At 62.5% G+C, this 14934-nt stretch carries 13 protein-coding genes; 7 read left to right on the top strand and 6 right to left on the bottom strand.

Annotated elements, in window-relative coordinates; translation table 11 throughout:
* The first annotated feature begins 3 nt into the window (after positions 1 to 3).
* The 5 genes from cyoC to U0S50_RS07290 are packed head-to-tail and all read left to right on the top strand — an operon-like array spanning position 4 to position 3554.
* A complete protein-coding gene (gene cyoC, locus U0S50_RS07310) occupies positions 4 to 633 on the top strand; it encodes a cytochrome o ubiquinol oxidase subunit III (RefSeq protein WP_322308109.1) in 630 nt (209 codons plus the stop codon).
* On the top strand, positions 630 to 998 hold the full coding sequence (cyoD, locus tag U0S50_RS07305; protein WP_322308108.1) for a cytochrome o ubiquinol oxidase subunit IV: 369 nt from the start codon (positions 630 to 632) through the stop codon (positions 996 to 998). The genes cyoC and cyoD overlap by 4 nt, the downstream gene beginning before the upstream one ends.
* A complete protein-coding gene (locus tag U0S50_RS07300; RefSeq protein WP_322308107.1) occupies positions 995 to 1720 on the top strand; it encodes an SURF1 family protein in 726 nt (241 codons plus the stop codon). The genes cyoD and U0S50_RS07300 overlap by 4 nt, the downstream gene beginning before the upstream one ends.
* The gene (locus U0S50_RS07295) at positions 1717 to 3021 is read left to right on the top strand and encodes an ATP-binding protein (protein ID WP_322308106.1); all 1305 of its coding nucleotides are present in this window, start codon (positions 1717 to 1719) and stop codon (positions 3019 to 3021) included. Before U0S50_RS07300 ends, U0S50_RS07295 begins: the two co-directional genes overlap by 4 nt.
* Positions 3021 to 3554 (top strand): response regulator transcription factor, encoded by a 534-nt coding sequence (locus U0S50_RS07290; RefSeq protein WP_322308105.1) that lies wholly within the window; start codon positions 3021 to 3023, stop codon positions 3552 to 3554. Before U0S50_RS07295 ends, U0S50_RS07290 begins: the two co-directional genes overlap by 1 nt.
* Positions 3555 to 3578: 24 nt before the next feature.
* Here the strand turns inward: U0S50_RS07290 and U0S50_RS07285 are convergent, their stop codons facing one another.
* From U0S50_RS07285 to U0S50_RS07265, 5 genes are read right to left on the bottom strand one after another with little or no spacing between them, the layout of a single operon-like run.
* Positions 3579 to 4739, bottom strand: a complete 1161-nt coding sequence (locus U0S50_RS07285; RefSeq protein ID WP_322308104.1) for an acetyl-CoA C-acyltransferase — start codon at positions 4737 to 4739, stop codon at positions 3579 to 3581.
* Between the two features lie 4 nt (positions 4740 to 4743).
* Positions 4744 to 5973, bottom strand: a complete 1230-nt coding sequence (locus U0S50_RS07280; protein ID WP_322308103.1) for an acetyl-CoA acetyltransferase — start codon at positions 5971 to 5973, stop codon at positions 4744 to 4746.
* 1 nt (position 5974) lies between these two features.
* Positions 5975 to 7666 carry a class I adenylate-forming enzyme family protein gene (locus U0S50_RS07275; protein ID WP_322308102.1) on the bottom strand — a complete coding sequence of 564 codons (1692 nt, stop codon included), beginning with the start codon at positions 7664 to 7666 and terminating at the stop codon, positions 5975 to 5977.
* A 1-nt stretch (position 7667) separates the two neighbouring features.
* Complete coding sequence (locus U0S50_RS07270; RefSeq protein ID WP_322308101.1) at positions 7668 to 9164, bottom strand: carotenoid oxygenase family protein; 1497 nt, start codon at positions 9162 to 9164, stop codon at positions 7668 to 7670.
* Positions 9161 to 10135, bottom strand: a complete 975-nt coding sequence (locus tag U0S50_RS07265) for a nitronate monooxygenase (protein ID WP_322308100.1) — start codon at positions 10133 to 10135, stop codon at positions 9161 to 9163. The genes U0S50_RS07270 and U0S50_RS07265 overlap by 4 nt, the downstream gene beginning before the upstream one ends.
* A gap of 126 nt (positions 10136 to 10261) precedes the next feature.
* On the opposite strand from U0S50_RS07265, the gene U0S50_RS07260 reads away from it, so the two are divergent.
* Both U0S50_RS07260 and U0S50_RS07255 read left to right on the top strand, forming a co-directional pair.
* Positions 10262 to 12550, top strand: a complete 2289-nt coding sequence (locus U0S50_RS07260; RefSeq protein ID WP_322308099.1) for a TonB-dependent receptor — start codon at positions 10262 to 10264, stop codon at positions 12548 to 12550.
* A gap of 107 nt (positions 12551 to 12657) precedes the next feature.
* Complete coding sequence (locus tag U0S50_RS07255; protein WP_322308098.1) at positions 12658 to 13608, top strand: winged helix-turn-helix transcriptional regulator; 951 nt, start codon at positions 12658 to 12660, stop codon at positions 13606 to 13608.
* On the opposite strand, the gene U0S50_RS07250 is transcribed toward U0S50_RS07255, so the two are convergent.
* Entirely contained in the window at positions 13598 to 14836 is a 1239-nt protein-coding gene (locus U0S50_RS07250; protein WP_322308097.1) for an MFS transporter, read from the bottom strand. The two genes, U0S50_RS07255 and U0S50_RS07250, sit on opposite strands and share 11 nt — an antisense overlap.
* Positions 14837 to 14934: the final 98 nt, after the last annotated feature.

Below are 14934 nucleotides of genomic sequence, written 5' to 3'. Positions count from 1 at the left end.
GCCATGAGCACCACCACGCTTCCTGCGACCGACGACGCCGTGCGCTTCTATGAGCTCGACGAGCATCCGCATCCCGAAGGCCACAGTACGATGCTGGGTTTCTGGATCTATCTGATGAGCGACTGTCTCATCTTTGCGATCCTGTTTGCCTGCTATGCGGTGCTCGGCGGCAGCTATGCCGCCGGGCCGGCGCCCAAGGATCTGTTCGACCTCAACCTCATCGCGCTCAACACCGCGATGCTGCTGTTCTCGTCGATCACCTATGGCTTTGCGGTGCTCGCGATGCAGCGCGGTCACCTGAAAGGCACGCAGATCTGGCTTGGTGTCACCGGTCTGTTCGGCGCCGCCTTTCTGGGCATCGAGCTTTACGAGTTCCATCATCTGATCGAACTGGGCGCCACGCCGCAGCGCAGCGCCTTTCTGTCCGCCTTTTTCACACTGGTCGGCACCCACGGGCTGCACGTCACCTTTGGCATCATCTGGCTGGTCACGCTGATGGTCCAGCTGGGCAAGCACGGGCTGATCGCCGCGAACAAACGCCGCGTCATGTGCCTGTCGATGTTCTGGCACTTTCTGGACGTCATCTGGATCGGCGTCTTCACCTTTGTCTATCTGATGGGAGTGCTGCGATGAGCCCCGACAACCATCACGGCGATCATCACGAGATCGAGATGCCGCACGCCTCGATGCGCGATTATGCGATCGGTTTTGTCCTGTCGGTGATCCTGACCGCGATCCCCTTCTGGCTGGTGATGGCACGTCCGCTGGAAGCTGGAACAACGGCGGCGATCATCATGGTGTTCGCGGTGGTTCAGATTGTCGTCCACATGGTGTATTTCCTCCACATGACGCCGAAGGCGGAAGGCGGCTGGTCGATGACCTCGCTTGTCTTCACGATCATTGTCGTCGTGATCATGCTGGCAGGATCGCTATGGGTGATGCACCATCTCAACACCAACATGATGCCGATGCCGCACGACGTAAGTCAGCTTCCGTGACACGCCCGCGTGCTGCGGCTTTTGCCGTGGCAGCGCTGGTCCTGACGGCCTGCCTGATCGCTTTGGGCGTCTGGCAGCTGGAACGGCGCGCCTGGAAACATGATCTGATCGCCAAGGTCGAGGCGCGCATCCATGCTGCGCCGATCGCCGCGCCAGGACCTCAGGCCTGGCCGAAGATCGATATGGCGCGCGATGCTTATCGCCGGGTTCGCGCCACGGGGCGTTTTCGCCACGACCGCGAAACGCTGGTTCAGGCCGTGACCGAACGCGGCGCGGGATTCTGGGTGTTGACCCCGCTGGAGACACCGGATTTCACGTTGATCGTCAATCGCGGTTTCGTTCCGCCGGACCGGCGCGATGCCGCCGCGCGCTTGCAAGGCAATCCCGCAGGCCCTGTCAGCGTCACCGGGCTGCTGCGCATCAGCGAGCCGGGCGGTGGTTTCCTGCGCTCGAACGACCCGGTGGCCGATCGCTGGTATTCGCGCGACATTGCGGGCATTGCGAAAGCGCGCGACATTAGGAATGCCGCCCCTTATTTCATCGACGCCGATGCGGCATTCAATGACGGGGGCTATCCGGTCGGGGGCCTGACGGTTGTGAAGTTCACCGACAATCACATGGTCTATGCCTTGACCTGGTTCGGATTGGCGCTGATCAGCCTGTTTTTTACCTGGCGGCTGTGGCGTCCGGGACCGCGCGGGTCCAATATGGCGGACATATGACCGACCTGTCCGCTCTGACCGTGGCCGTGCCCGAGGCCGCCGCCCGCCGCCGGAACATGCGCCTGCTGATCCAGCTCCGCTGGCTTGCGGTGGGTGGGCAGCTACTCACGATCGCGGCGGTCGGTGCGCTTCTGCACATCCATCCGCCCCTTACGCCGCTGCTTGCCGCGATCGGCGTGCTGATTGCGGTCAACCTCGCGAGCCGCGTGTTGCTGCGCCGTGACCGCGTGGTCAGCAATGCCGAGCTGACCGCCGCGCTGCTGTTCGACGTGGCGGTGCTCGCCTGGCAGTTGCACCATAGCGGAGGGTTGGCCAATCCCTTTGCTTCGCTCTTTTTGTTGCAGGTGGTGATCGGCGCGATCCTGCTTACTCCGGCTTCCTCTTGGGCAATCGTCGCGGCGGCGCTGCTCGCCATTGCGGCGCTGCGGATCGATCCGACGCCGCTGTTGCTGCCGCTACCCTATACCGACGATCCGATGCGGCTTTACCTGCAGGGGAGCCTGGTCTGTTTCGTCTTGATCGCGGTGCTGCTTGTTGCGTTCGTGACCCGGATCAACCGCAATATCAGCGACCGCGATGCGGCGCTCGCTTCGGCCCGCCAACGCGCCGCGGAGGAAGACCATATCGTGCGCATGGGGCTGCTTGCATCGGGGGCGGCCCATGAACTCGGCACTCCGCTGTCGACGCTGTCGGTGCTGATCGGCGACTGGAAAGCATCGCCCGCGCTGGCCAAGGATCGCGAACTGCAGGAAGATCTGGCCGACATGGATGCGGCGGTGCAGCGCTGCAAGGCGATCGTCAGCGGCATCCTGATGTCGGCGGGCGAAGCGCGAGGCGAAGCGCCGCAGTTGACCAGCGTTCGTGCGTTTCTGACGCAGATCGTCGAAGAATCGCGCGCGGGGCGGATGCCCGGAACGGTCGAGTTCAACGACCTGTTCGGGGCCGATGTCGCCATCGTGTCCGATCCGGCGCTGCGTCAGGTTATCGGCAATGTCATGGACAATGCGGCCGAAGTGTCGCCCGACTGGATCGGCATGACCGCATCGCGTGACGGCGACATGGCGGTTATCGAAATTGCCGATCGCGGCCCCGGTTTCAGCGACGAGATGCTGGAAAATTTCGGCCAGCCTTATCGGTCGACCAAGGGGAGACCCGGCGGCGGGCTGGGGCTGTTCCTGCTCGTCAATGTTTTGCGCAAGCTGGGGGGCGGCGCGAGCGTCGCCAATCGCGATGCGGGGGGCGCGCTGGTACGCATCTTTCTGCCGCTGTCGGCGCTTGCGCGCGAAGAAGGAGAAGGCTGATGGTCGGTCAACGCCAATTGATCATCGTGGAGGATGATGAATCCTTTGCCCGGACGCTGAAGCGGTCGTTCGAACGCCGCGACTATGAGGTGCGCGTTGCGCACGGACCGGAGGAGCTGGACGAGCTGCTTCGCGATTACCGGCCTGGCTTTGCGGTGGTCGATTTGAAGCTGGGCGGGGCATCGGGCTTGGCATGTGTCCAGACGTTGCGCGCCACCGACTCTGCGATGCGGATCGTGGTGCTAACCGGTTTTGCCAGCATCGCCACCGCGGTGGAGGCGATCAAGCTTGGTGCTTCCTATTATCTCGCCAAGCCATCGAACACCGATGATATCGAGGCCGCGTTTGGTCGGGAGGAAGGCAATGTCGACGCGCCGCTCGACGCGCGCCCGACGTCGATCAAGACCGTCGAATGGGAACATATCCATCAGACGCTGGTCGAAACCGGGTTCAATATCTCCGAAACGGCTCGTCGCCTGGGAATGCACCGCCGTACCCTCGCGCGCAAATTGGAAAAGCGCCAGATACGTTGATGGCCGAAGGCAGAAGGGTGGGGGTCAGCCCAGCCGTTCGACGACCATCGCCGCCCCGACCCCCATTGCCCCCGATGGAGCAACCAGCCCATAGCGGCCATCGGCCGCGTCGAGCGCGTCGAGCAAGGTCGAGGTCAGGATCGCCCCGCTGGCGCCCATCGGATGCCCCTTCGCAAGATGGCCGCCGCCGACGTTCACCCGCGCCGGATCGGCCGCCCGATCGCGCAGGAACTTGGCGATGGTGACGGCAAAGGCTTCCATGAATTCGATGCGGTCCATGTCGGCGAGGGTCAGCCCGGCGCGGGCGAGCGCCTTGTCCATCGCGGCAAAGCCTGCGGTCAGCGAGGCCGCCGGGTCGCCGCCGCTTTCGGCATAGGCGATGATGCGGGCGCGCGGCTTCGGGCCCAGGCCTTCGCGGCCGACCAGCGCCAACCCGGCACCGTCGCACATCGGCGGGGCGTGGGCGAGGCTGTGCAACGGTGCGAAACGAGCGCCTTCGAGAGCGGCTGAATATTCATCCTGCAATTCGCCAAAGGCCGCGGGCATCGCCGACAGTGCCGCGCCGGTTGTTTGCGGGCGAATGCATTCTTCGCCCACAAGCGTGCCGGTCGCGATCCGTGACCGCTGAAGGAGCGGATCGGCGTCCGCCGCGCCAGCCTTCTGCTGCGAAGCGAGGGCGACCGCATCTAGGTCGGCGCGCGAAATTCCCTCCGCATGCGCCAGCCGATCGGCGCCCAGCACTGGCGGGACAAAGCGGCGATGCGGGGGCAGGCTGTCGTCGCCGTAAAACGCCGCGCGGTCGCTGAGAAAAGGGCTGCGGCTCATCGATTCGACCCCGCCGGCAAGGGCGCATATCGCCTCGCCGCTGGCGACCTTGGCGACTGCTTGGCCGATGGCGGACAGGCCGGATACGCAATAATTGTTGAGGCTGAGTGCGCTGGTCGTGTCGGGTAGCCCGGCGTGGAGCTTTGACACCAGGGCGATATGGCCGCCTTGCGCCCCCGCCTGTGTCACGCAGCCGAGAATTAGCGCATCGGGCGCCGTCGCGGCATCGCCGCAGCGATCGGCCAGCGCGGCGGCTTGCTGACGCACCAATTCCTGCGGGCTGAGGGCTGCAAGACCGCCGTCGGGCCGTGCCTTGCCGCGCGGCGTGCGCACGGCGTCATAGAGATAGACGTCGCCCAAGGGGTCAGACCCCAACAACGAAACTGACGGCCGTGGTCGCGCTGCCGCCGACGTTGAAGGTCGCAAAATTGCGCGCGCCCTCGACCTGATAGTTGCCTGCCTGGCCCGTGACTTGTCGCCAGCTATCCAGCATCATTCGCACGCCGGTCGCACCGACAGGGTGGCCAAGGCCAATCAAACCGCCAGACGGATTGACAGGGAGCTTGCCGCCCAGTGCGATCGTGCCATCCTCGATCGCGCGCCAGCTTTCACCCGGGGGCGTGATGCCGAAATGGTCGATTGCCATATATTCGGTGATCGAAAAACAATCATGCACCTCGACCCCGTCGCAGGCATAGACATCGGGCATATCGGCACGGCGCAGCGCGTCCATCATCGCCCGCCGGACACTGGGGAAGACATAAGGCTGGTCGCGGCTGTCGCGCACCTTGGTCTGATAGAGGAGGGGGGCGGTGGCATGGCCCCAGCCCTTGATCCGCGGAATAGCGTCGATCGCAATGCCGCGCCGCCGGGCATAGCGTTCGGCGACAGGGCGCGATGCGAGAAAGATGGCGGCTGCGCCGTCCGTTACCTGCCCGCAATCGGATTTGCGCAGGCTGCCTTCGATCAGGGGATTGACCTCGTCATTCTCGCCCAGATGATCGTCCGTGATGGCCCAGCCGCGCGTCTGCGCATTGGGGTTGCGCTTGCCATTGGCGAAATTGTTCGCCGAAATTGCTGAGAGGTGAGCCCGGTCGAGGCCAAAGCGCTCGTCATACTCCTCGGCGACGCGGGCGAACATCCACGGCCACAGATAGCGCGCTTCCTGCGCTTCGCGGCCTGCCCAGGCGGCGGCGCCCAGATATTCGGCGGCGCGCTGTCCCGGCACATTGCGCATCAATTCGACCCCGAGCACGAGCGCGAGGCCGTAGCGCCCGGCTTCGATCTCCGCTGCCGCGGCAAGAATTGCGATACTGCCCGACGCGCAGGCGGCTTCGTGCCGCGACGCGGGGATGCCGGCAAGATCGGGATGAACATGGCCGAAGAAGCCGCCGAGCTGGCCCTGACCAGCGAATAACTCGCCGACGAAATTGCCGACATGTGCGGTTTCGACCTCTTTGGGCTGGATGCCGGTCGCGGCAAAGGCCGCCTCTGCGGCATCACGGAAAAGGTTGAACAGACCGCCGCCTTCGCGCTCTACATTGCGCGCGAAATCGGTTTGGGCTCCGCCCAGGATAAAGACGTCCCCGGCCATGTCAGCCCTCCATTGTCATTGATTTCAGCGCCATCTCGCGCACCTCGCTGCGCATCACCTTGTTCGTGACGTTGCGCGGCAGCGCGTCGAAACGGAACAGGCGTTCGGGCAGTTTGAACACCGCAAGATCCTTGTCGCGCAGATAGCTGGTCACGGTGTCGAGCCCAACGTCGGCATCGCCGCGCGGAACATAGGCAAGCCCGATACGCTCGCCCATCGTCGGGTCGGGAAGCGAGAAGGTGCAGGCCTCGGCAAGGTGGGGGTGGCCACCCAGGAGCTGGTCGATCTCTTCCGGAGAGATGTTGACCCCGCCGCGAATGATCAGATCCTTGCAGCGTCCGACGAAACGATAGAAATCGCCATTTTCCGCGATCTCGAAAAGGTCTCCGGTCCGGAACCATCCATCGTCGGTGAAGGCTTCGGCGGTACGGTCGGGGGCGTCATAATAGCCCTCGAACAGCGATGGTCCCCGGATCTGGAGTTCGCCCGAAACGCCGTCGGCTTCAATCGGATCGCCGCCGCCCGGCGGTACGAGACGGCTTTCGATATTGGGTGCCCGTTCGCCTCCATAGGGCGGGATATAGCGGCCGCGGCGGGGAAACAGGCTGGCGCGCCTTTCGGGGTCGGGCATGTCGCCTTCGCCGGTGATATAGCTCATCCCTTCATTCGATCCGAACACATTGACAATGATGATGCCGAGCTTTTCCTGAAACCCGCGAACCATGGCGGGGGCCAAGGGGGCCGAACCTGACGCGATGACCCGCAGGCTGGACAAGTCAATGCGCGCCAGTAGTTCCTCATTCTGGAGCAGCATGTTGAGCACTGCCGGCGGCGCGATGGTCAGGCTGGGGCGTTCGGTCGCAATCTGCATCAGATAGATGCCGGGGTCGAAGGGGTGATGCAGCACCATCGTCCCCGCGCTGGTCAGCCAGCACATCGTAATGCCGCCGATGCTGGCCATGTTGATGAGCGGAAAGGGGTTGAGCAGCACGTCGCCCGGCCCGACCTTCATCGCCTCATAGCCGGCCGCTGCCACCGCAATCCAGTGATTGTGGCTGCGCGGAACGCCCTTGGGAACGCCCGTTGTTCCCGATGTCCAGCAGATGGTGAAGATATCATCGGCATCGACCGGGTTCGCCGCTACATGGGCGGCGAGGGCTTGGGCGTTGCCGCTTACCTGCGACAGATCGGTGGCACCGATGGGAGCGTCGGGACCGAAGGTCATTAGCGCGATGTCGTCCAGCAACGGGCGCACGACCGCGACATGGTCGCTTCCTTTGACCTGGGTTGCGCAGATGAAGGCTTTCGGCCTCACAATGCCGATCATGCCGACAAGTTCATGGCTGCGATATTGCACCGCCGCCGGGCTGACAATCGCGCCGATCTTGGCTGCTGCGAAATAGAGTGCGACGAACTCGCTGATGTTGGGCAACTGGACCATTAGAACATCGTCCTTGCCGATCCCGGCGGCGACGAGAGCGCCCGCCAACCGATCGATTTCGGCTGCCAGGTCGGCATAGGTCAGCCGCTGCGGCGCGCCAAAGGCAAAATCGGCGCGGTTGGGAGCGTCGATCAGCGCCGGCCGGTCCGGATAGGCGGCTGCGTTCGCCGCGAACAGGTCGGCAAAGCTCTTGTCGCCCCACCAGCCGCTCTCGCGATAGCGGCGCCTTTTTTCCTCTCCCGCGGCAATCATGTCAGGCCGCCAATATGCTGTTGTCGCCCATGCCTATTTCGTCGCTGCCGGCCCACACCGAATGCGTCCCCGAACAGATGCGCTCAGGAAGAATGATACGGCATACCGGCCCCGCCGCGATATTCTTTGCGTCGATCAGCACGCATTCGGATCGATCGGTTTCAAGGTCGGCGATGAAGGAGACCAGATAGCCGTCATCCTCGTCCTTGGCGTTGATGCGCGGCGCGAAGGGGGCTTCGCTGCCGAAACGGCCGGGGCCGAAATCATATTGTTCGCTCGTGCGGCCCTCCAGATCATGCTTGACCAGCCCGCGGAACAGGAACCAGCCGGGTTCAGGTATGGCGCTGTAGGCGTAGCGATACGGCTTTCCGGCGTAGCGCTGGTTGAACATCCCGAATTCGAGATCGCGTTCATCGAGCCGTTCTTCGATGGTCGCCCCCGTCTTGAGGTTGAACCGCCAGCGATGCAGCCGCGGTTTGAGCAGGCCCTGATCGAGATAGGCCATCATCCGCTCCAACCCCTCGGGCGCGTTGGGGTAGGATTTGGGCATCGGCTCTTCCTGATAATAGCCGTCGAGGATGATTTCGTCGCCTTCCTCCCAGGCGTTGAGCCAGTGGAGCGTGTAAGTGGGTTCAGCCTCAAACCAGCGGATATCTTCCGGGGCGCCCATCCGGGGAATGATCGCGAAGCGCGTTTTCTGGTCGGGATGGAACTGCACGACATGCAGGTCGCGCTCGAGCAGTTCCTCGTTCCAATAGAGCGGCATGTCGTTGAGGATCACGAAATTCTTCGTGAAGGCCATGTCATGGGGCAGCCGCGGACCGGGCAGGGGGACCGGAATATAATGCTTCAGCCGGTTGTCGGCGCTCACGACGCCGTAATGCATATAGGGCGCATGTTTCGAATAGTTGAAGAACATCAACTCGCCGGTTTCGAGGTCGACCTTGCAGTGCGCCGAAATACCGTCGAGCGGCACCCAGCTTTCGGTGCCGAACTGTTCGAGCGTGAAGGGGTCGAGGCGATAGCCTTCGCCGCACTGGTAAAAGCTTGACAGGATGCGCCCGGCATGGACGACCACATCGGTCGAGCTGGAATCCTTCAGCCATTCCTGCGCGCCCCAGCCGTGGCGGGACGATTTGTGGGGCGGTTCCATCAAGCCTGCCCATAGCGAACGGCCGGCTTCCTTTTCTGCCTCGAACCCCTTGGTCCGGACAAAGCGGCTGCGATAGCTGGCGCGGCCGTTCTTGAATGAAATGGCGTGGATGAAGCCGTCGCCATCGAACGGATGATATCGTCCGATCGGTTCGTGAATCTGGTTTTCGCCGGTACGGACGTAAACGCCATCGATGTCGTCGGGGATCGTGCCGATCACTTCGGCATCGCCATTGGCGAAGATGGCGTTCCATTCGTTATAGGTCGGTTGCCAGGCGCCCTTCATATAGGGATGGTCGTTCGGCTGGACAGTTGAACGGATCGTTTCGACAATCTCGGCGGTCATGCGATCACTCCTTCGGCGGGGACAAAGCGCGGCTTGGCAGCTGCCGCATCATATTCGGACTGGAGGCGGTCGATGATGGCTCCGATCGGCTCGACGTCGCGTACCGCACCGACGCCTTGCCCTGCCGACCAGACATTTTTCCAGGCCTTGGCATCATCCTGCGCGTCCGAAAAATTGGGTCGTTTGTCTTCGGGCATGTTCGCGGGATCATATCCCGCAGCGATCAGGCTGGGTTTGAGCCAGTTGGCGGTGACGCCGGTAATCCCTTTGGACGGGACAATATCCTCTGCGCCTGCATCGACGACCATTTCCTTGTAGGCAGGAGCCGCCATGCTTTCGGAACAGGCGATCAGCGAGGTGCCGAGATAGGCGAAATCAGCGCCCAGAATTTCGGCCGCGCGGATCGCGTGGCCGGTCGAGATGGCGCCGCCCAGTACCAGCGGGCCGTTCCAGAACTGGCGCACCTCCTCGACGAAGGCGAACCCGGCGGTGGCACCGGTGTGACCGCCGGCGCCTGCCGCGACGAGGACGAGACCATCGACCCCCGCTGCCGCCGCCTTTCGTGCAAAGCCAACCGAATTCACGTCGGCAAAGACCAATCCGCCATAGGCGTGGATTTCCTCGACGACCCGGGCCGGGCTGCCCAGCGCCGTGATGACCAGTGGAACCCTGTGCCGCACCACGCACGCCAGATCTTCGGATAGTCGGCTGTTCGACGGATGGACGACCAGATTGACCGCCCAGGGCGCGGCGTCGGGATCGTTCGACAGCGCTGCGTCGATCCGGCCGACCCAATCTTCCAGATCGGCAGAGGTGCGCGCGTTTGGAGCCGGAAAGCTGCCGATCACGCCGGCGCGCGACGCCGCGATAACCATCTCCGGCCCCGACACGAGAAACATGGGTGCGGCGATGGCGGGCAGGCGCAAGTTTCGCGTCAGTGCCGGTGGAAGGGGGCGCTTTGGCGCGGTCATTTCTCTCTCCCGAAATCGCGTCGCAAATCTGACTTGCATAGTGATACTTAAAGCCCTTATGAGTCGCAATGCAAGAAAAACATCGCGGGCGGTGGTCGCCAAGACGATGTCGCAAGGGAGAGGCATATGAAGGTTCATCTTGTTGCGCTGTTGACCGCCACGGCGCTCGTCACCCCCGGCATTGCGCTTGCGCAGGACGCCGCGCCAGCCCAGGATCAGGGCGGGCTTCAGGAAATCATCGTGACCGCGCAAAAACGTGCGGAAGGCCTGTCCGACGTGCCGATCTCCATCTCCGCTGTCAGCGGAGAGCAGGTGGAAAGCTATGGTCAGACCAATTTGGAACAGATCAGCTCGTCAGTCCCCAACCTGAAGATCACCCAGACGGCGATCGCCAATCGCATCGCTATCCGCGGTATCGCTTCGGGCGACAACAAGGGGTTCGAGCAATCGGTCGCGATGTTCGTCGATGGGGTTTATTATGGCCGCGACCAGCTGTCGCGGTTGCCGCTGATCGACATGGAGCGGGTCGAGGTGCTGCGCGGTCCGCAGCCGACCTTGTTCGGCAAGAATGCGATTGCGGGCGCGGTCAATATCACGACGCGCAGCCCCACCGACGAATTCGAAGGGTCGCTGTCGGCTCTGTACGAATTCAACCACAAGGAATTCCAAATCAATGGCGTATTGTCGGGGCCGTTGAGCGAAGGCGTCGAGGCGCGGGTCGTCGGCTATTATCGGTCGATGGATGGCTATTTCTATAACCAGAAGCTGAAACGCGATGAGCCGAACGTCGACGAGAAATATGTGCGCGGCAAGCTGGAGTTCGATCGTGGCGGACCATTCGCTGCCGAACTGAAGCTTGAATATGCCGACTTCAGGACAAAGGGGCAGCCGCGCGACGTTTTCGGCGCGGTCGGAAACTATAATCTGGTTTTCCAAGGACCGTTTTTTGTCAGCACCGATCCCGATTATGTACGCGAAGACAATGGGTATGAGAGCCGGAACAAGGTGTTCGGCGCGACGCTGAACGCCGATCTGGAAATCGGGGAGCATACACTGACGGCGGTAACGTCGCTGCTCGATTACAAGACGCGCGAGATCGTCGATGTCGATTTTTCCGGCATCAGCTTTCTCGACGGGACGAATTTGCGCGAGGATTACCGGCAGTTTTCGCAGGAACTGCGCCTGACGTCGCCGGGCGGAGAAACGTTCAACTATATCGCCGGAGCTTATTATCAGCATGCCAAGCTGGATGTGCAGGATTTCACCCTGTTCAACCCAACTTTTCTGGGTTTAGGGGCGCCCTTCAACGCCCTTGGCGACACCCGCAACGATCGCGATTATGCCCAGAAATCTGATCTTATTTCATTCTTTGCGCAGGGCGAACTGTCGCTCAGCGAGCGGCTGCGCCTGACGGCCGGGGCGCGTTTCAATCATGAAAAGAAGAGCGGTCGGCGCGATCTGGCGATCGTTCAGGGGCCGTTGAGCACCGCGCCAGCGGCGGTGGTCGCCGCCGTGTTTCGGGCCCTCAATATCGAGGGGCACAGCATCGCGGGCAAGCTGAGCGAAAACAGCTTCAACCCCATGGTGAATATCCAATATGATGCAACCGACGATTTGATGGTCTATGCCTCCTATGCGCGGGGAACCAAGGCGGGCGGTTTCGATATCCGGTCCAACTCGCTGCCGACTTCCACCACCGTCGCCAAGCCGGGCGAGTTCATGTTCGATAACGAAACTGCCGACAATTTCGAAGCGGGGGTGAAGTACAAGGGGCGCAATGTCGCGTTCAACCTGTCTTTCTATCGCACCAAATACAAGGATTTGCAGGTCAATATTTTCGACGGCACGCTGAATTTCAACGTCCGCAACGCCGCCGCGGCGCGGACGCAGGGTGTCGAAGCCGACTTTCGTGCCGCGCTGGCGCCGGGTCTGACGGTCAGCGGCGCCGTGGCCTATCTTGATTTCGAATTCACCAATTTCACCGATGGACAATGCTATTATCTGCAGGCGTCGGGACCGGGCGGATTCTGTGACTATAGCGGCAAGCGCAATGCGCTGAGCCCGAAATGGTCGGGCAATCTGAATCTCGATTATACGACGCCGATCAACGACAGCTTGAAGGTGGCGCTCAACATCAATGCCGACTTCTCCTCTTCCTATATCGCGGCCGCGAACCTTGATCCACGCACCCATCAGGACGGCTATGCCAAGCTGGGCGCGCGGCTGGCACTGGGGCAAATCGACAATCGCTGGGAAGTGGCACTGATCGGCCGAAATTTGACCAACCAGCGGATCATGCAGACGGCAAGTTCGATGCCGCTTGCGACGACGATCACACGGGGAGCCGGCAATGCCTATAATGGCATCATCGACCGTCCGCGCACGATCGCGGTACAGTTGACCGGGCGTTTCTGACGGGGGAAAGGCGTTGGAGCTTGCTCTCCTCGTATCTGCCTCGTGACTTGCCGCCATGCCCTCGCCCGGTTTAGGGGTGGGGGCATGTCGCGGAGGATGCCTCAGAGTTGAAACATGAACGTACCATTCGGGCTTGTTCGATATGGCGGGCGCTGGACGTCGTTGGTGACGTGCCGGTGCTGCTCATCATGGAACAGGCATTTTTGGGCGTGCATGGCTTTGACGAATTCGTCACTCGCACTGGTCTGGCCCGTTCGGTCGTCAATGGTCGCCTCAAGAAGCTTGTCGACGAAGACTGCCTTGCCAAAAAGCCTAAAAAGACAGGGCGTGGTTTTCACTATGTCTTGACGCAAAAAGGGCGGGATCAGTTTCCCAATGCGTTGATGATGCTGCGCTGGCAGCACCGATGGGAGGCGACGAGCCGCGACTTCCAGGTTCGGCTGCACCATGCAACTTGCGGTGCAGCAACCGAGCCTGTTCCCGTTTGTGCGCATTGCCGGGCGGAGATCGACCCGCGCGCGGTCGCCTGGCGCGAAGGCCCAGGGCTTGTGCAGGTCGTTCCTGCCTATGAACGGCGGCGTTTCAACGGCGATGTCGGCGCCCGGCGCCCGGGTGGTCGACCGCTGGTCGACACGATGATCGAATTGTTCGGCGATCGATGGGCGACGCTGGTGGTGCGGGCGATGTTTACGCAAATCAATCGTTTCGACGAGATTCAGCGCGACACGCTAATGGCGACGAATATTCTGACCGGCCGCCTCGAACGGCTGGTGCGTCAGGGAATCCTGCGCACGGTGCCTTATTCCACCCATTCGGATCGGGTCGAATATCGGCTGACCGAGAAAGGGAGGGATCTTTACCCGGTGCTGCTCGCGCTATTGCAATGGGGGGATCGCTGGTTCGCCGACGATCGCGGTCCGCCGCTGATCCTGACGCATATGACGTGCGGCCATGATTTGCGAATGGAAGCGGCGTGCAGCCACTGCGGCGACGAGATTAATCTGTCGAACAGTCGGTTCCAGATAAACGACAATGCGGCCGGGCCGGTCAGCGCGTGACGCGGCCTTCGTCGCGCCGAGGCATCGGGGCGACAAAGTGAAGGAACAGAGCGGTTATCGTCAGCCAGCTGGCGGAAATCAGGATCGCGACCTTCAGCCCCCAATGGTCGGCCGACATGCCAAGTAGCCAGGCGCCGAGTGCCATCGCGCCGAACGTCACGGCCTGATAGATGGACAGGCAGCGACCCAGAATTTCCTCCGGCGATCGCAGTTGCATGGCGACGTTCAATGTCGTCAGCGTCGATACCCAGGCCCCGCCTGCGACGAATGCAGCGGCCAACAACGGGAGCAGGGATCGCGTGACCGCGACAGGCAGCATCGCGGCCGCGAAAATGATCGCGGCAAAGGTGACGACCTTGTCGCTTCCCCAGCGTCGCCGGACGCTGCCGACCCACAAGGCGGTGAAGATCGAACCGGCGCCAAAGGCGGCGAGGCACAAGCCATAGTCGATCTCGGTCCCATGGAGCCGATCGCGGATGAGCGATGGGAGCAAAGCCTGAAACCCTGCTGCCCCCAATCCAAAGGCGAGCCCGCGGATCAATACCCGGCGTACTGGGTCCGAATGGGCGCAGAAGCGCAGCCCGGCGGCAATCGCCGACAACATCGGCTTGCGCTGCGGCGTCGGAACCTCTGGATGCCAGCGCAGCAGGACGATGATCAGCGCGACATAGCTGATCGCGTTGAAGGCGAAGCCCGTTGCGGGCCCTGACAATGAGATCAGGAGCCCGCCGAGGGCGGGGCCGGCGCTGCGCGCAAGGTTGAAGGCGATGGTGTTGAGGGCAATCGCCTGGGGCAGGTCGCGCGGGCCGACCTGAAGGCGTACCGAAGCCTGCCACGCCGGGCCGTTGAGCGCCGTGCCGCACCCGACCGCGAGCGTGAAGAAAAGCAGGAGCATCGGCGTGATCGCCCCCATCCATGTCGTCAACGTCAGCGCGGCCGATACGATCAGCATTCCGGTCTGCGCGGCCAGCATGACCCGTCGGCGGTCGAAATTGTCGGCGATCGCGCCGGCAAATACGCCGAGCAACATGATGGGGATCGTCGCGCCCGCCTGAACCAGCGCAATCAGCAGGTGCGATTGGGTCAGCTCGGTCATCAGCCATGCCGCGCCGACCGACTGGATCATCGAACCCATGTTCGATGCGAGGTTGGCAGTCCAGATCGCCCGAAAGGCCGGGTAGCGAAAGGGCGCGAAGGCAGAAGGGGCAGGAGGATGGGCGCTGGTCACAGGCGGGCGCGTAGCGCTGGAAACATCGCGGGGCAAGGCCGGGCAGCCGGTTTACCCACTGTGCGATATGGGTTAGGGCATGGCCTCCGCATTGCCGA

The sequence above is a fragment of the Sphingopyxis sp. genome, assembly GCF_034380315.1.
Classification (GTDB): domain Bacteria; phylum Pseudomonadota; class Alphaproteobacteria; order Sphingomonadales; family Sphingomonadaceae; genus Sphingopyxis.
This window is presented reverse-complemented; position numbering and strand designations above follow the sequence as displayed.